At 63.0% G+C, this 16,520-nt stretch carries 19 protein-coding genes; 7 read left to right on the top strand and 12 right to left on the bottom strand.

Going from position 1 to position 16,520, the window contains the following annotated elements:
* The first annotated feature begins 58 nt into the window (after positions 1-58).
* Positions 59-607, top strand: coding sequence for a TIGR00730 family Rossman fold protein (locus J7392_RS17145; RefSeq protein WP_209218650.1), 549 nt, complete (start codon positions 59-61; stop codon positions 605-607).
* Here the strand turns inward: J7392_RS17145 and rarD are convergent.
* The 9 genes from rarD to J7392_RS17100 all read right to left on the bottom strand — a co-directional run bounded on the left by rarD (position 544) and on the right by J7392_RS17100 (position 8,897).
* Positions 544-1,464, bottom strand: a complete 921-nt coding sequence (gene rarD / locus J7392_RS17140; RefSeq protein ID WP_209218649.1) for an EamA family transporter RarD — start codon at positions 1,462-1,464, stop codon at positions 544-546. The two genes, J7392_RS17145 and rarD, sit on opposite strands and share 64 nt — an antisense overlap.
* Positions 1,465-1,530: 66 nt before the next feature.
* Complete coding sequence (locus J7392_RS17135; RefSeq protein ID WP_209218648.1) at positions 1,531-1,986, bottom strand: host attachment family protein; 456 nt, start codon at positions 1,984-1,986, stop codon at positions 1,531-1,533.
* The gene (locus J7392_RS17130) at positions 1,983-2,192 is read right to left on the bottom strand and encodes a hypothetical protein (RefSeq protein ID WP_209218647.1); all 210 of its coding nucleotides are present in this window, start codon (positions 2,190-2,192) and stop codon (positions 1,983-1,985) included. Before J7392_RS17130 ends, J7392_RS17135 begins: the two co-directional genes overlap by 4 nt.
* Before the next feature lie 256 nt (positions 2,193-2,448).
* Positions 2,449-3,048 carry a superoxide dismutase gene (locus J7392_RS17125; RefSeq protein ID WP_067266441.1) on the bottom strand — a complete coding sequence of 200 codons (600 nt, stop codon included), beginning with the start codon at positions 3,046-3,048 and terminating at the stop codon, positions 2,449-2,451.
* Positions 3,049-3,170: 122 nt separating this feature from the next.
* Entirely contained in the window at positions 3,171-3,749 is a 579-nt protein-coding gene (locus tag J7392_RS17120) for a sarcosine oxidase subunit gamma family protein (protein ID WP_209218646.1), read from the bottom strand.
* A complete protein-coding gene (locus J7392_RS17115; RefSeq protein ID WP_209218645.1) occupies positions 3,742-6,759 on the bottom strand; it encodes a sarcosine oxidase subunit alpha family protein in 3,018 nt (1,005 codons plus the stop codon). Before J7392_RS17115 ends, J7392_RS17120 begins: the two co-directional genes overlap by 8 nt.
* Before the next feature lie 61 nt (positions 6,760-6,820).
* A complete protein-coding gene (locus tag J7392_RS17110) occupies positions 6,821-7,150 on the bottom strand; it encodes a sarcosine oxidase subunit delta (RefSeq protein WP_209218644.1) in 330 nt (109 codons plus the stop codon).
* A gap of 108 nt (positions 7,151-7,258) precedes the next feature.
* Positions 7,259-7,549: a hypothetical protein gene (locus J7392_RS17105; protein WP_209218643.1), complete on the bottom strand. Its 291-nt coding sequence runs from the start codon at positions 7,547-7,549 to the stop codon at positions 7,259-7,261.
* Positions 7,550-7,652: 103 nt separating this feature from the next.
* Complete coding sequence (locus J7392_RS17100) at positions 7,653-8,897, bottom strand: sarcosine oxidase subunit beta family protein (RefSeq protein WP_209218642.1); 1,245 nt, start codon at positions 8,895-8,897, stop codon at positions 7,653-7,655.
* Positions 8,898-9,093: 196 nt separating this feature from the next.
* Between J7392_RS17100 and ccmI the strand changes: the two genes are divergently transcribed.
* The 3 genes from ccmI to J7392_RS17085 are packed head-to-tail and all read left to right on the top strand — an operon-like array spanning position 9,094 to position 11,025.
* Positions 9,094-10,323: a c-type cytochrome biogenesis protein CcmI gene (ccmI, locus tag J7392_RS17095; protein ID WP_209218641.1), complete on the top strand. Its 1,230-nt coding sequence runs from the start codon at positions 9,094-9,096 to the stop codon at positions 10,321-10,323.
* Entirely contained in the window at positions 10,320-10,793 is a 474-nt protein-coding gene (gene ruvX, locus J7392_RS17090; protein ID WP_067264722.1) for a Holliday junction resolvase RuvX, read from the top strand. Before ccmI ends, ruvX begins: the two co-directional genes overlap by 4 nt.
* Positions 10,786-11,025, top strand: coding sequence for a DUF1289 domain-containing protein (locus tag J7392_RS17085; RefSeq protein WP_067264719.1), 240 nt, complete (start codon positions 10,786-10,788; stop codon positions 11,023-11,025). Before ruvX ends, J7392_RS17085 begins: the two co-directional genes overlap by 8 nt.
* A gap of 7 nt (positions 11,026-11,032) precedes the next feature.
* Here the strand turns inward: J7392_RS17085 and J7392_RS17080 are convergent, their stop codons facing one another.
* Both J7392_RS17080 and J7392_RS17075 read right to left on the bottom strand, forming a co-directional pair.
* On the bottom strand, positions 11,033-11,287 hold the full coding sequence (locus J7392_RS17080; protein ID WP_209218640.1) for a hypothetical protein: 255 nt from the start codon (positions 11,285-11,287) through the stop codon (positions 11,033-11,035).
* A 151-nt stretch (positions 11,288-11,438) separates the two neighbouring features.
* Positions 11,439-12,260, bottom strand: coding sequence for a sulfite exporter TauE/SafE family protein (locus J7392_RS17075; RefSeq protein ID WP_209218639.1), 822 nt, complete (start codon positions 12,258-12,260; stop codon positions 11,439-11,441).
* Between the two features lie 184 nt (positions 12,261-12,444).
* On the opposite strand from J7392_RS17075, the gene J7392_RS17070 reads away from it, so the two are divergent.
* Positions 12,445-13,632, top strand: coding sequence for a multidrug effflux MFS transporter (locus J7392_RS17070; protein WP_209218638.1), 1,188 nt, complete (start codon positions 12,445-12,447; stop codon positions 13,630-13,632).
* Between the two features lie 2 nt (positions 13,633-13,634).
* Here the strand turns inward: J7392_RS17070 and dusA are convergent, their stop codons facing one another.
* Positions 13,635-14,642 (bottom strand): tRNA dihydrouridine(20/20a) synthase DusA, encoded by a 1,008-nt coding sequence (gene dusA / locus J7392_RS17065; RefSeq protein ID WP_209218637.1) that lies wholly within the window; start codon positions 14,640-14,642, stop codon positions 13,635-13,637.
* Between the two features lie 565 nt (positions 14,643-15,207).
* On the opposite strand from dusA, the gene J7392_RS17060 reads away from it, so the two are divergent.
* Complete coding sequence (locus J7392_RS17060) at positions 15,208-15,681, top strand: hypothetical protein (RefSeq protein ID WP_209218636.1); 474 nt, start codon at positions 15,208-15,210, stop codon at positions 15,679-15,681.
* Positions 15,678-16,478, top strand: a complete 801-nt coding sequence (locus J7392_RS17055) for a hypothetical protein (protein WP_209218635.1) — start codon at positions 15,678-15,680, stop codon at positions 16,476-16,478. Before J7392_RS17060 ends, J7392_RS17055 begins: the two co-directional genes overlap by 4 nt.
* Positions 16,479-16,520: the final 42 nt, after the last annotated feature.

The following is a 16,520-nucleotide window of genomic DNA, read 5'->3' as shown; positions in this document are numbered from 1 at the left end:
GGGGTCAAAAGCGCAGACGATCCGCGCCGAATTTTCCTAATCAACAGGACGCTTTACCATGCAACATTCTGTCTGTGTCTATTGCGGCTCCCGCCCCGGCGACGACGAAGCCTTCACCCAAGACGCCGAAACATTGGGCCGGGGTCTGGCCGAGGCCGGGCTGCGGCTGGTCTATGGCGCGGGCGATGTTGGGCTGATGGGCAGCGTTGCGCGCGCCGCTCAAACGGCAGGGGGCGACACCTTCGGCGTGATCCCCGCGCATCTCGTGGCATGGGAAGTCGGCAAGACCGATCTGACCCGCTATATCGTGACTGAAACGATGCATGAGCGCAAAAAAGTGATGTTCATGAACTGCGATGCCGTGGCGGTTCTGCCCGGAGGCGCAGGGTCATTGGACGAGCTTTTCGAGGTGCTGACATGGCGCCAGCTGGGCCTGCATGAGAAACCCATTTTTCTTTTGAACACAAACGGTTACTGGGCTCCCTTCATGTCGCTGATGAACCATGTCGTGGCCCATGGCTTTGCCGATGCGACGCTGCTGGATTACGTCACCGTGGTGCCGGATGCCGATGCTGCTCTCAGCGCTCTGCGCCGCGCCTTGTCCTGACGGAAGGTGCTGACGGAATAGACCGCCAGCGCGCACCAGATCAGCACAAAGGCCTGCACATGCCAGCCCGTGAAGGGCTCGCGAAACAGGACCACGGCGCAGAAAAACTGCAAGGTCGGGTTGATGTAGCTTAGCAATCCGGCCGTCGCCATCGACAGCCGCCGCGCCGCATAGCTGAACAGGATCAGCGGCGTTGCGGTGATCGGCCCGGCGAGTATCAGCAGCGCCGTATCGCGGAAGGAGGCCCCGAAGGCCCCCGCCCCATTGTCACCCGTTTGCCACAGCACGAGCACCGCGAGGGGGGACAACAGCAGCACCTCAGCGGTGACAGAGACGACCGGCCCCACCGCCAACCTCTTTTTCGCCAGCCCATAGAGCCCAAAAGACGCCGCCAGCGCCATGGCGAGCCAAGGCGCAGTGCCCAAGCCATAGGTGAGCAGCGAGACCGCGACCGTCACCAGCCCCACCGCGAAAAGCTGTACGGGGCTTAGCCGCTCGGCAAAGACAAGACGGCCCAACAGGACGGAGACCAGCGGGAAGATGTAATAGCCCAAGGCCGCCTCCGTCGCCTGCCCGCTCTGAACCGCCCAGATGAAGAGGTACCAGTTCGTCGCGATCACCAGCGCTGCGAAAGCAAGCAGGCCAAAGGCCCGCGGCCCGGCCATCGCGTCAAGGATCGCGCGCAGCCGCCGCTGCACTGCCAGCACGATGACGAAGAACACCAGCGACCAGAGGGTGCGATGGGCCAGCACCCCGGCGGCGGGCACATGCGACAGCATTTTGTAGAAGATAGACGACAGCCCCCAGATACAGCAGGCCGCGATCATGGCGGCGAAACCCTTGGTGGTGTCGGTCATGGGAAATCCTTGGCGCGATAGACTGCTTTCTTGTGAAGGCAATCAATTCCCGCGCCAAGGGAAAAGTCAGGCTTGGGCCAATTCCCCGGCCACGATCTTTTCAATCTCGTCGATTGGGTGGTTGGTCAGGGTCTTGGGGATTTCCCCTACCACCTTGCTCTGCACCTCTTTGTGGAGGTCATCGCGCAGGTCGCCCAGCACTGCCGGAGGGGCCACCAAAACGATCCGATCGAAGCGGCCTTTGTGAGCCAGTTTGTAAAGGATGTCCGACAAGTCTTTGGCGAAGCGCTCTTTTTCCAGCTCATGCCAATCCGTGTCGTCAAAGGCAGAGCGGTGCCCGCTCGGACCATCGCTCATCCGGCCGGGGCGGTTGGCGGCTTGCTCCCGCGCCGGTGGGTTCTCCTGCTCTTCCTTGCGCACGACCTGAAGATAGGGGTCTTCGCCGTCCGTGTGGTTTTGCAGGAAAAGGGCCTTTTCGCCATCCGCGATCAGCACCCATGTGTCTTGGCTGAGTTTGGTCATGAAGGCTCTCCATGGTTGCGTTTGTCTTCGCCGGTGACGCGGGTCACGCCGTCTTCGCCCTTGTCGGCGCGGCGCATGGCGTCTTGGGTGCCAACGTCCTTTTGCAGATCACCCCCGGCGCGGCCACCTTGGTCTGGCGTCTCGGTATCGGAGAGGAATTTTTCCGTCTCCTTGCTACCGTCGTTGGATCGCTTCCGCTCGGCCATGTTGTCCTCCTTTTTTGACGTGAAGTCTCAAGAGAAAAACATCCGCGAAGGGGCTTGGGTTCCAACGAAAAACCCCGCAGCAGGCTGCGGGGTTTCTGTCTTGTTCGGGCTGGCCGTAAGGCCGCGCCGTCATATGACAGACGCTAGGCGACGTTGTCCCAGTTCACCCAACCTGCGGCGTAGCCGTGGGTGTCGGTGACTGGGAGAGCGCCACACGCATCAGGCGCGAGTGGCTCTCGCACGCGCCCCCGCTAGATCACAGGCGCGACGCGACGTTGTCCCAGTTCACAAGGTTGTCGAGGAAGTTCGACAGGTAGTCGGGGCGCGCGTTGCGGAAGTCGATGTAGTAGGAGTGCTCCCACACGTCACAGCCGAGGAGCGCAGTCTGGTCAAAGCAGAGCGGGTTCACGCCGTTCTCGGTCTTGGTGACCTTCAGGCTGCCGTCTTTGTCCTTCACCAGCCATGCCCAGCCGGAGCCGAACTGGCCTGCGCCCGCGGCCTTGAACTCGTCCTTGAACTTGTCGACGGAACCAAAGCTTTCGGTGATCGCCTTTTCCAGCTCACCGGGCATCTTGTTGTCTTCGGGGCTCATCATTTCCCAGAACTGGTTGTGGTTCCATAGCTGCGAGATGTTGTTGAAGATGCCGGACTGGGCCACGGCGTTCGGGTCGTAAGTGCCCTTGATGATCTCTTCGAGGGTCTTGCCCTCCCACTCGGTGCCCTCAATCGCCTTGTTGCCGTTCGTGACATAGGCGTTGTGGTGCTTGTCGTGGTGGTATTCCAGCGTTTCCTTGGACATGCCCTTGGATGCAAGCGCGTCGTGGGCATAGGGGAGATCGGGAAGTTCAAAAGCCATTTCTGGGCCTCCTCATTTGGAAATTTCGCTGTGGCCACTTGATGGGGATCAAGCGGCAACGTCAAGGTCAACGTCTGCAAATCACATCCGTTCCGAGAGAAATAGTCAGTTTTTCTCCCGACTTACGCCGTTTGGAAATGGCCGACCGCGCTGCCGGGCTGGGCCGCTACGCAAAGCTGGTCGAACATATACTGCGCCACCGAGCGAAAGCAGATCACCTCAAAGGCGCCATCGTCGCGCAGCCAAAAGGCGGCGGGCACCTGCCCCATCCGCGTGCGGCGGAACATGCCGGGGGTGAATTGATCCGGGGCGAGGTCGACGGGGGCGAGCTTGGCCAGCACCTCCCGCGCATGGGGGCCTTCGACACGAAACGCCGCCCGCGCGCCGGAGACATCTATGGCGGTGGTATGGGTATCCTCGAAGGCCGCATGCAGCCGCGCCAACACCTCGGGCACCTGCGCGTGGGGGCAGAAGAGCAGCAATTCATCGGGCGACATCCAAGCCACCCCGGCGTCCCCGGCGAAGCGGCATTGCCCCCGCTCGGGGCGCTCCACCCCGGTGAGTTTCTTGGTCACCTTGCGCGGATAGGGCGCATCAAGATCGCCGCGGATCGTAATCATGCCCATGGGTGCCACTTCGGAAACCACAGCGATACCAGCGTCATAGCGGGCGTTCTTCAATGCGCTTACGGGTTCAGACATTCTGTTTCTCCCCCTTGGGATCATAAAACACCGGATCGACGATCCGCGCCTCATAGGTCTTGCCATCGGTGCCGGGGAAGGTCAGCACCTCGCCCATCCGGTCCGGTCCATGCAGCACCAGCCCCATGGCGATGCCCCGGTTCAGCGTTGGGGAGTGATAGGAGGAGGTCACCCGCCCCTGCATCACCTTCTGGCCGTTCTCATTCTCACCTTCGCCAAGCGCATAGGCCCCATCCGGCAGGGTGCTGCCATCGGTCGTCTCAAGCCCCACCAGTTTCCAGCGGGTCGGGTCCTGCATATGGCTGCGCTCTTGCGCGCGTTTGCCAAGGTAGTCGTCCTTCTTTTTCGAGATCGCCCAGTTCAGGCCAAGGTCTTGGGGGATCACCGTGCCATCGGTCTCATCCCCGATCATGATGAAGCCCTTTTCGCCGCGCAGGATGTGGAGACATTCCGTGCCATAGGGCATCACGCCCAAATCATGCCCGGCGATCAGCAGCGCGTCCCAGAAGGCCTGCCCCTGCCCGGCCTCGACCGCGATCTCATAGCTTAACTCGCCTGAGAAAGAGATGCGGAAGACGCGGACCTTGAAGCCGCCAAGCTCACCGTCGGTCCATTCCATGAAGCCAAGCGCTTCGCGGCTGAGGTCCATCCCGCCAAGTTTCTCCAGACATTTCCGCGCGTTGGGGCCGACGACAGCCACCTGCGCGTAATGTTCGGTGGCGTTGACCACATGCACTTTCCAATCCCACCACTCGGTCTGGAGCCATTCCTCCATATGGGCATGGATGCTGTCGGCCCCGCCGGTGGTCGTGTGGCAGAGGAAGGTCTGCTCATCAAGTCGCGCCACAACACCATCGTCGATAAGGAAACCGTTTTCGTTGCACATCAGCCCGTAGCGGCATTTGCCGGGTTTCAGCGTCGACATCAGATTGGTGTACATCATGTCGAGGAACCGCGCCGCATCCGGGCCACGCACGATCAGCTTGCCAAGGGTCGAGGCATCCAGCAGGCCGAGGTTCTGGCGCGTGTTCGTCACCTCACGCATCACCGCGTCATGGGTGCTTTCGCCGTCTCGCGCATAGGCATAGGGCCGCCGCCACTGGCCGACCGGTTCCCAAACCGCGCCATTGGCTTCGTGCCAGTCATGTAGCGGGGTGCGGCGGATCGGCTGGAAGGTATCGCCCCGCGCCGCCCCCGCAATCGCCCCCATCGAAATCGGGTGGTAAGGCGGGCGGAAGGTGGTGGTGCCGACGCTGGGGATCTCTGCATCCAACGCCCCGGCGAGCGTGGCCAGCCCGTTGATATTGCTAAGCTTCCCCTGATCCGTGGCCATGCCGAGCGTGGTATAGCGTTTGGCATGTTCGACCGAGACGAAGCCCTCTTGCGCGGCCAGACGCACGTCCGAAACTTTCACGTCGTTCTGATAGTCCAGAAAGGTCTTCTCGCGCAGTTTGACGCTGGCGCCCTGCGGCATTTGCCAGACCGGCATCATCGGCGCTTCCTCGCGCCGCGCCGCCGTGGGCGCGGTCAGATCGCGCGGCAGTTTGAAGCCGAGCGACGTCGCCACCCCATCTGCGGCAGCATGGGCGTCATGCAGCACGTCGTCGAGGGCAAAGACCCCCGCCGCCGCCCCCGCTGGCGTCACGAAACCATGGCCATCCGCCCCGGTGGGCGGGTGGTCCTGATCGGGGCGGAAAAAGGCTTTTGCCCCATCCCACGTCAACTTGCCGCCGCAGTGCGACCACAGGTGCACCACCGGCGACCAGCCGCCCGACATGGCCACGGCATCGCAGGCGATCTCTTCCAACACGGCCCCTTCGCCTGCCTGCGAACAGACGGCCACACCGGTCACCCGCTTGCCCCCCTGAACCGAGGATACCGCATGGCCCATGACCACACGGATGCCAAGCGCGCGGGCCTGGGCGACCAATTCGCTGTCTTGAGGCAAGACGCGGGCATCCAGCACGGCGGGCACATCAAGCCCCGCCTGTTTCAGCGCAATCGCCGTGAGATAGGCGTTGTCGTTATTCGTCACCACCACGGTGCGGTCACCGGGTGAGACCCCGTAATTCGCCACATAGTCGCGCATGGCCGAGGCCAGCATCACGCCCGGCACGTCATTGCCCGCAAAGCTCAGCGGCCGCTCGATCGCGCCGGTGGCGGTGATCACATGGGCCGCCCGCACGCGCCAAAGCCGATGACGTGGGCCTGCGCTATCGGGCGCATGATCCCGCAGCCGTTCATAGCCCAGCACATAGCCGTGATCGTAAACCCCTGCCCCCATGGTCCGGTCGCGCAGGTCCACATTCTCCATACCGCGCAGCCGGTCGAGCGTTTGCGCGATCCAGTCCTCCACCGGCGCGTCGTCGACCGTGCCGCCGTCAACCGGCGCCCGCCCCCCCCAATGGGCTGACTGCTCCATCACGATGACACGCGCACCGCTTAGGCCCGCGGCCAAGGCGGCCTGAAGCCCCGCGACACCGCCGCCGATGACCAGCACATCGCAGAAGGCGTGGAAGTGTTCATAGGTGTCGGCATCCGCCGCTTTCGGCGCTTTGCCCAGACCGGCGGAATGGCGGATGATCGGCTCATAGAGATGCTTCCACAGCGGACGCGGATGCATGAACATCTTGTAGTAGAAGCCCGCGGGCAGAAAGCGGCTGAGGTGTTTGTTGATCGCGCCCACGTCGAACTCAAGGCTCGGCCAGTGGTTCTGGCTTTCCGCGGCCAACCCCTCGTAAAGTTCGGTCGTGGTGACGCGGGCATTGGGCTCGAAATGCCCCTCTTGGCCAAGACCGACCAAACCGTTGGGCTCTTCTGGGCCGGAGGTCACGATGCCGCGCGGGCGGTGGTATTTGAACGAACGCCCGACCAGCACCTGATCGTTGGCCAACAGCGCCGAGGCCAGCGTGTCCCCCTCATAGCCGCGCATCTGCTTGCCGTTGAAGGTAAAGCTCAGCGGTTTGCTTTTGTTCAGCAGGCGGCCGCCTGTGGCCAGTCTTGTGCTCATCGTGGAAAACCTTGGGGGCTGAGGATGGGGTGAATGCCGGGTCGAGAAACGAGGTCGGGGGTTAGCTGGCGCGCTGCCACTGCCAATCGGGGTGGCGTTTGCGGATCGCCTCAAGGATGTGATCGGGCGGGGCGAGGGTCTGCGCGGGATAGCTGCCAAAGACTTCGAGCGTGGCGGTATCGCGGGCCATGTGGAACCACTTGCCACAGCCATAGACATGCCGCCAACGCTCAAGATGCACGCCCTTGGGGTTTTCGCGCATGAAGAGGTAGCGCTCGAAATCCTCTTCGGAGCCGCCGGGGCCGATACGTTTCAAATGCGCCTCCCCGCCGCCGTGAAACTCCGTCTCTTCGGCGGTGACATGGCAGCAAGGACAGGTGAGGATCAGCATGGGCAGGCTCCTGCGCGGGTAGAGAACGGCAAAACGCCGCCCCGGCGCGACGGCGCGGAGCGGCGTGAATCGTGAAAAGGCGACGCTGCGCGCGTGGCCGAGGGGGTTTCACTCGGTCGGGGTTGCGGCCTCATCGACGGCATCCGCCGTGCCTTCGGCAGCGCCCTCAATAGTCTCACCAGTGCTTTCGGCTGCACCTTCAATATTAACGTTGACGTCATTCGCGCCATCGAGGTCACCGCCCGCGAAGAGGAAATAGGCCAGCAAAGCCACCACGACGACGACTGCGCCCACGATGAAAGCAAGGCCGCTGTTGCCGCCACGATCCGTCGTGGTCGTGGTTGTGGTGGTGTTGGTATGATCGACGTGATCCGTGCGGTTGTGATCCGGGGTTGCCATTGTTCAGCTCCGTTATATTCAATGTCTGAACGGGTAACCCCGGGCCGGGCACAGGCGTTCCCCCCCGTGCGGAGCAGCGGCGAATTGTGGCCGATCCACAACATCAATGCGCCACCCCGGCAGCCACGGATTCGTCGATAAAGCGGCCTTCCGCGAAACGCTCAAGCCCAAAGGCGTCGGTCAGGGGCGAATGCCCCTTGGCCATCAACTCCGCTAAACCCCAGCCCGAGCCGGGGATCGCTTTGAAGCCGCCCGTGCCCCAGCCGCCATTGATAAACACCCCCTCCACCGGGGTCTTGCTGAGGATGGGAGAGCGGTCGCCAGTGACATCCACGATGCCGCCCCATTGCCGCAGCATCTTGAGCCGTGAGATCATCGGGAAGGTCTCGACCAGCGCGCGCACCGTCTCTTCGATATGATGAAAGCTGCCGCGTTGGGTGTAGTTGTTATGCCCGTCCGTGCCGCCGCCGATGACCATCTCGCCCTTGTCGGACTGGCTCATGTAGCCGTGCACCGTATTGGCCATAACGACGACATCCATACAGGGTTTGACCGGCTCCGAGACCAGCGCCTGCAAGGCCACGCTTTCGATCGGCAGACGAAAGCCCGCCATATTCGCCAGCTGCCCCGAATGCCCGGCCACGACGATCCCCAGCTTGTCGCAATCGATATCGCCGCGTGTGGTGCTGACGCCGGTCACCTTGCCGCCCGTCTGGCGCACGCCGGTGACCTCGCATTTCTGGATGATGTCCATGCCCATATCTGAGCAGGCCCGCGCATAGCCCCAAGCCACCGCATCATGCCGCGCGGTGCCGCCCCGTGCCTGCCAAAGCCCGCCCAGCACCGGGTAGCGCGGCCCGTCGATGTTGATGATCGGCACCAGTTGTTTGACCCGGTCCGGCCCGATGAACTCGGTCTGTACGCCTTGCAGGGCGTTGGCATGGGCCGTGCGTTTGTAGCCGCGCACCTCATGTTCGGTCTGCGCCAGCATGATGACGCCGCGCGGGCTGAACATGACGTTGTAGTTCAGGTCTTGGCTCATCGTTTCATAAAGACTGCGCGCCTTTTCGTAGATCGCAGCCGAAGGGTCTTGCAGGTAGTTCGAACGGATGATCGTCGTGTTGCGCCCGGTGTTGCCGCCGCCAAGCCAGCCCTTTTCCAGCACCGCGACATTGGTGATGCCGAAATTCTTGCCAAGGTAATAGGCCGTCGCCAGCCCATGCCCGCCCGCGCCCACGATGATCACGTCATAGCGCTTTTTCGGCTGCGCATCGCGCCAAGCGCGGGTCCAGCCCGTATGATGGCGCATCGCCTCTCGGGCCACTGCGAAAACGGAGTATTTCTTCATCACGTCACTTCCCGGCAAGGATTCGGGCCGCGCGGGCGGCTGTGCTCAGTTCTGAGCCTAGGAGCAGATATGCGAAATGACCACCACGGCATTTGGACGCGGTTTTGCGACATGCGGCGCGATTGGTGAAAAATGCCGCAGGGCACGCGGCATTTGCGGGCTTTTGTCGGGGACGGTCAAAGGTTAGGTAGAGGCCATGATATTCTGGTTTCTCTCTGGCGCGATGGCGCTTGTCGTGGGCGGTCTTTTGGCGCGGGCCGCTTGGCGCGGCGCGGATACGCCCCTGCCCGCTCAGGCGGACTATGATCTCAAGGTCTACCGCGACCAGTTGGAGGAGGTTGAGCGCGATGTGGCGCGCGGGGTTGTCCCTGAGGCCGACGCCGCCCGCATCCGAACCGAGATTTCGCGCCGCATCCTAGCCGCCGATGCCGCCCGCGACGGTGGCCCGCACACCGCCGCGCGCCCCGCGCCCTTGGTGCTGATCGCCGGGGTCGTGGCCTTGGGCGCCGGGTCTTTGGCGCTCTACTGGCATCTGGGGCAGCCCGGCTATGGCGATCTGGCCCTCGCCGACCGCATCGCCTTTGCCGAGGATATGCGCCGCAACCGTCCCAGCCAGCAAAGCGCGGTGGAGAGCCTGCCCCCCAGCCCTGCCACCGAAGGGCTGAGCGCCGATTACCTCGCTTTGATGCAGCAGCTGCGTGCCACGGTCAAAGACCGGCCCGAAGATCTGCAGGGGCAGACCCTTCTGGCGCAGAACGAAGCCCGGATCGGCAATTTCGCCGCCGCTGCCGAGGCGCAGGCCAATGTGTTGCGTCTCAAAGGGGCCGACCGCAGCGCCAAGGATATCGCGGATTACGCCGAACTCTTGGTGCTAGCGGCAGGCGGCTATGTCTCGCCCGAGGCGGAAACCGCCCTGCGCGAGGTGTTGAACCGCGATGAGCAGGATGGCCGGGCGCGCTATTACCTCGGCCTGATGATGGTGCAGACCGGACGGCCCGACGTGGGCTTTCGCATCTGGGACGCGCTGCTGCGGCGCGGACCTGCCGATGCCCCCTGGATCGAGCCGATCCGCGCGCAGATCGCCCAAGTTGCCGCCCTTGCCGGGGTGAATTACGAAATGCCGCAGATTGGCACTGGCGCCCCCGCGCGCGGCCCTTCGGCCGAAGACATTGAAGCCGCCTCGGAGATGAGCGCGGATGACCGGATGGAGATGATCGGCGGCATGGTCGCGGGGCTGTCGGACCGTCTCGCCAGCGAAGGCGGCCCGCCGCAGGACTGGGCGCGGCTGATCACGTCGCTAGGGGTCTTGGGCGATACCGATCAGGCCCGGGCGGTCTATGATAACGCGCTTGAGGTCTTCTCGGGTGACAATGCGGCGCTGGACATGATCCGCAGCGCCGGGGAACGCGCAGGGGTAGCAGGATGATTTACGACGAAACCGCAGATTTCATCGCCGCCCTGCCCCCGATGCAGGCGCTGATCGGGCTGGACTTGGGTGAAAAGACCATCGGCGTGGCGGTGAGCGATAGTTTCCAATCCGTCGCCACCCCGCTGGAAACCGTTCGGCGCAAGAAGTTCGGCGTCGATGCCGCCCGGCTGACCGAGATCATCGCCGAACGCCGCATCGGCGGGCTGGTTCTGGGGCTGCCGCGCAATATGGATGGCACCGAGGGGCCGCGCTGCCAGTCGACCCGTGCCTTCGCGCGCAACTTCGACCGGCTCAGCCCGCTGCCGATCACCTATTGGGATGAGCGCCTGTCGACCGTGGCCGCCGAACGCGCGCTTCTTGAGGCCGACACCACCCGCAAACGCCGCGCCGAGGTCATCGACCATGTAGCGGCGGGCTATATCCTTCAAGGGCTTCTGGATCGTTTGCAGGTGATGCGCCGTGACTAAGAAGGTTTGGCAACGTGATGAGGTTGAAAGCCCCTGCATCAACATCTGCGTGGTGCATCCCGAAAGCCGTCTCTGCACCGGCTGTCTGCGTTCGATCGACGAGATTGGCCGCTGGTCCGCGATGAGCGCCGAAGAACGCCGCGCCATCATGGCGGAACTGCCCTCACGCGAAAGCGCCCATGCGAAGCGGCGCGGGGGCCGCGCGGCGCGACTGGCCCGGCGGCGCGACTAGGGCGGCCTCAGGCGCCGCGGCGCTGGACGATCTGGTTCAGGAAAATAAGGGCCGCTTCGCCGTGGGTGACATCCTGATACCCCATCGGGGCCGCGTTGTAGTTGGCGGCAGGCACAGCGGCGCGGGCGAAGGTCAGGCTGGTCTCACGGGTGAACATCCCATCGAAACGAAACGCCCGACGACCCCGGCGCGCAGGTTTCCAATAAGCAAGGTCGCTGCCCTGCCCTTTTAGAATGATCGCTTTGGTCCCGCTTCGGCGCATCTCGTCACGTCCCTTGGTTCGGATGATTCTGCGTTTGTTATGCCATTTAGCCCGCAGTTTGTGTCGAGATTGCGGCAATTCAGTGAACATTGTCCGAAATTGGGCAGAAAAAGCCGCATTCCGGCAGGAGTAAGGTCAAAACCGGGTCGTCTCAGCCCCAAAGCGCCTTTCTAAGCATGTTCAGCGCCACCAGCACAAGGAAGACGGCAAAGACCCGCCGCAGCGGTTTGGGGTCCATCGCATGGGCCAGCCGCACGCCCCAGGGCGCGGTGATCAGCGTCATCGTCACGACGATCCCAAAGGCTGCGAGGTTGACCGCGCCGAGCGTCAGCGGCGGGCGGTTCTGGCCAATATCGACAAACAGAAAGGCAATCACCGAAGGCACAGCGATCAAAAGGCCAAAGCCCGCCGCCGTGGCCACGGCCTTGTGAATGGGCCGCCCGTGCAATGTCATCAGCGGCACGCCAAAGCTGCCGCCGCCGATCCCCATGAGCACCGACAGAAAGCCCACCATCGGCGACAGGAGCGCGCGCTTGAGGCCGAGGGGCATGGTCTCCCCCAAGCGCCACTCGCTCCGTCCAAAGCCGAGGTAGAGACCCACGCAAAGCGCCAGCCCGCCAAAGATCACCTGTAGCGTCTGGGTTCGCAGTTGCGACACCAGCAGCACGCCCAGAATGGCCCCCAGCATGATCCCCGGTGCCCAAGTGCGCAGAATCTCCCAATCCACCGCGCCCTTTTTGTTGTGCGCATGAACCGAACGCGCCGAAGTGACGATGATCGTGGCCAGAGAGGTCGCAAGGCAAATCTGCATCAACTGCGGCCCGCCGTAGCCCAGCGACTGCAGCACATAAAAGAACGCCGGGACCAAGACGATGCCCCCGCCGACGCCCAAGAGCCCGGCCAAAATCCCGGCAAAACCGCCGATCAGAGCGAGCAGCACCAGCATCGGCAATAGATCGTTCAATTCTGGCATGAGCCCCTCCCCGGCTGTCGTTGGCTCTATCAAGCCGTTTCGCGCGATGGGTTCAAGGCGATAACGCCGGGGTTGCACTTTGCCCAAGGCCAGTTAGGTTGCCCGCGACTGTGGGCCCCAAGCGCACCGACCGTTTGCCGCCTGCCCCATATGGCCCCGGCCATCCCATCCGAAAGGACATCTCGTGCTACGTTCAGCGCTCATTCTCGGGTTGCTGGGGCTGGTCGGCCCCTTCGCCATCGACATGTATCTGCCCGCCATGCCTGCCATCGCCGCCAGCTATGGCGCCTCTGAGACGGCGGTTCAGGCGACGATCACCGCCTATTTCATCGCCTTCGGACTGGGGCAGCTTTTCTACGGCCCTTGGGCCGATCAGGCGGGGCGCAAACTGCCGATCATGGTCGGGCTCGCGCTGTTTCTGGTCGCCTCTTTCGGGGCGGCCTTCGCCCCGTCGATGGCAGCGCTGACCGGTTGGCGCGCCCTACAAGGGCTGGGCGGCGCGGTGCTGATGGTGGTGCCGCGCGCCATCATCCGCGACCAATATACCGGGACACAGGCGACGCGCTTGATGGCGATGTTGATGCTGGTGATCTCGATCTCGCCCATGCTGGCGCCGCTGGCGGGCAGCGCGGTTCTGGCCTTGGCCGATTGGCGCGCAATATTCATCGCCCTTGGCGTTCTGGCGGTCGCCGCGCTGGCCCTCACCGCTACCGCCCAGCCCGAGACCTTGCCCGCAGAGCGCCGCGTTCGGATCAACCCGCGCAGCCTTTGGCGCGGGGCGAAAGTGCTGCTGAGCGATCCGATTTTCATGGGGCTGACCTTTATCGGCGGCTTCGCCATGGGGTCTTTCTTTGTCTTCATCGCCTTCGCGCCCTTCGTCTATACCGGGCAATACGGGCTGGGGCCGACGGGGTTCTCGCTGGCCTTCGCGGTCAATGCGGTGGGCTTCTTCTCGGCCTCGCAATTGGCGGGATGGCTGGGCGAACGCTGGGGCATGCGCAGCCTCGTGCGGCGCGGGGTCGCGGGCTTCGTGCTCTTCTCCGCCGCGATCTTTGTCACCGCGTTGGTTACCGAGCCGGGTCTCTATCTGGTGATGGCGGGTCTGTTCTGCGCCAATGCCTGCCTTGGCGTGGTGGTGCCGACGGTGATGGTCGTGGCGCTGGATGACCACGGCGATATCGCAGGGCTGGCCTCGTCTTTAGGCGGGACCTTACAGATGGTGGCCGGGGGCCTCTCCATCGCGCTGGCCGGGCCGTTTTTCGACGGCAGCGTCACGCCGATGTTGGGGGCCATCGCGGCCTGCGGTCTGGTGGCGGCCCTGCTCACGCTGGCGCTGCTGCGGCCCCGCCCTGTGGCAGAGCCCAGCGTCTGACCTTAACCCGCCGCGGCCATGTCCTGCGCCGCGGCGACTTCGGCCAAGGCCGTTTCGACCAGTTCCGGGCCCGCGCCGGGCTTATGCGCCCCTTCGGAGAGGATACGCCGCCACTGCCGCGCACCGGGCCGCCCGGCGAAAAGCCCCAGCATATGCCGGGTGATCTGCCCGAGCCGCCCGCCGTCTGACAAATGCGCCTCGATATAGGGCAACATCCCCTGCACCGCCGCCTCAGCACTGCTGTCGCTGCCCTGCCCATAGATGCGCCGATCTGCCGTGGCGAGGATATCCGCGGGCGCGTGATAGGCGCTGCGCCCCACCATGACGCCATCGAGCCCCGCATCGAGAAAGGCTTCGGCCTGATCAAGCGAGGTGATCCCGCCATTGACCGAGATATGCAGGTTCGGGAACAGCCCTTTCATTCGGTGGACGAGGTCATAATCCAGCGGCGGAATATCGCGGTTTTCCTTGGGGCTTAGCCCCTGCAACCACGCCTTGCGCGCATGGATTGTCACACGGGTGCAGCCCGCCGCCACGATCCGCGACAGGAACTCGGGCAGGATCTCTTCGGGGTTCTGATCGTCCACACCGATGCGGCATTTCACCGTCACCTCGACATCGCAGGCCGCGCGCATCGCGTCGACGCAATCGGCCACCAGCCCCGGCTGCTGCATCAAAACGGCCCCGAATGCGCCCGATTGCACCCTGTCAGAGGGGCAGCCGCAATTAAGGTTGATCTCATCATAGCCCGCCGCGGCCCCCAACCGCGCCGCCTGCGCCAGTTCTTGCGGGTCCGACCCGCCCAGTTGCAATGCAACGGGATGTTCCGCGGGGTCGTGGTCCAGCAGATGCAACGCGCCGCCACGCACCAAGGCGGGGGCGGTCACCATCTCGGTGTAAAGCAGGGTCTCGCGGCTGAGCAGACGGTGGAGGTAGCGGCAGTGGCGGTCGGTCCAATCCATCATGGGTGCCACGCTTAGGCGCGCTGCTCTTTCAACATTACTTTTCAATAGCTTAACCTCATCTCCGAATGAGCTTGATGTAGCACGCTTGGCGTGGATTTCCGGGGGTTTCCCCCGGTTTTCCGGGGTTTTCGATTCAGGATTGCTACCGTGTAGCACATCTGAACTGCCAGAACACCGCCACTTACTCCGCCCGTGTTCACCCCGCGCGCCGCCTCCCTTGCTTCTCTGTCTGAACCAGGGAAGTCGGGAATCAAACCAAGGAGAATTTTTTCGCGAACGCGCCGACTTGCATTGTAGCGTTGTTGAAATTATCAATTTCGCGCAAAGCGAAAACAGATTTTTAATGACTACTTTCAGACCATTAGGCTCCGCCTATGTGTGGATCGGGCCTTACCGCGGCAGCGGTTCAAAACGTATAATTCGGAGCGTATTCTCCATAAGCTTACTCAAACCACCCATGTCGAGCTTGGGTCGCGCGTAAAAAAGGCCCTCGAGGATGTCGGGCTCGGGGTGGCATTTATCGGCTTCGCGCTCATGGGGCTTTTCAGGTCTGCCGCAAGGTTCAAAAGACACATTCCCAATCACTCTAACTTCTCAAAAGGATATTTCCATGAAACGAGCACTTCTGACGACTTTGGCCATGATGACCTCTTCTGCCGCAATGGCCGGCTCTTACTGCGAACTGGACGGGTCGGAGATGTTCAGCTGCACCTTTAACGGTGGCGCAAAGGCCGTTGAGGTTTGCGATGCCTTCTGGATGGACGGCGACATGGCCTCCTATGGCTTTTTCCAAACCAGCGGTGAACTCGAGAAGGAAATCATCGTCGACAAAGCCTCCCTGCTTTACAACGAGGGCACGGGCATGGGCACGATGATGAGCGAGTCGGTCACCTTCCAAACCGAAGACGGCTATGGCTACGAGGTATACTGGTGGGCCGAACGGGGCGACGCCGAGGTCGGCGGTGGCCTCACCGTTTATCAGGACGGCAGCGAGATTGCCGATCTGTCCTGCGATGCGGGGTCTGTTCAGCAAAGCCTTGGTGAGTTCATCATGATGATCGACAATGCGCAGGTCTCCCCGTGAGACCTTGGGCTGCGGCCGTGATCGCGGGGGGCCTCGGCTCTGCTGCACAGGCGCAGGGGGTGTGTTCGGGCGAGGTGGTGTTTCAATGCGCCACCAACGCGCCCGAGGCGGAGCGGGAGCAGATCACTGTTTGTCAGTCTGATGCGCGGTTTGAAATGGTGCGGCACCACTTGGCCTCCGGTGAGCTCCGCTATGACGTTCCTCTGACCGCCGATGGGGCGCTGACCCACTACACTTTTGGCTGGCTCGGCGAGGAAACGATCAAGGTCGAACTGGGATTTTGGGATGAACCCTACGCTATGGCGCGCATTCTTCACATCGCTCTGCCGTGGAACGAAGAGGAGGACGAACAGCGGCTGGACTTGCCCTCCGAAGCCTGGTTGCAAACCGCTGATTGGCGGATGCCGATTGAACAGGAACTGTGCCTGCCGCAAACCGTCTACGCCGACCTCGCCACGATGGACGCGGGGTTTGTGGATCGCGGGCCTGTGGGCTTGTTTTTCTCGGGTGATGAAATCGTGCCGACCCCAGAGACAGTCGGTCGCGCACGCGTGCAGACCGATACAACGGTACCTGTCTACCAGTGGAGCAGCCCCAATGCCGCAACACCCGTGTGGTGGCAGCTATATGACGGTGACGAAGTTGAGGTGCTGGCCGTGCAAGGCGCTTTTCGCGCGGTGGCGATCCCGATCGGCGTTAGTGAATGCGTAGTCCGCCCTGAAGACATGGGGCATCCCTACAACGGCCCCTGTGCCACGGGCTGGGTGGATCAGCAGTATCTACAGATGATCCAGTAACGGATCGCCGAAGCTTTAATCTACGACACAGACAAAACACAT

It is taken from the genome of Sulfitobacter sp. R18_1 (genome assembly GCF_017743915.1).
GTDB classification, from domain to species: domain Bacteria; phylum Pseudomonadota; class Alphaproteobacteria; order Rhodobacterales; family Rhodobacteraceae; genus Sulfitobacter; species Sulfitobacter faviae.
The sequence above is the reverse complement of the archived record's forward strand: the minus strand, read 5'-3'. Positions and strand labels throughout refer to the sequence as shown.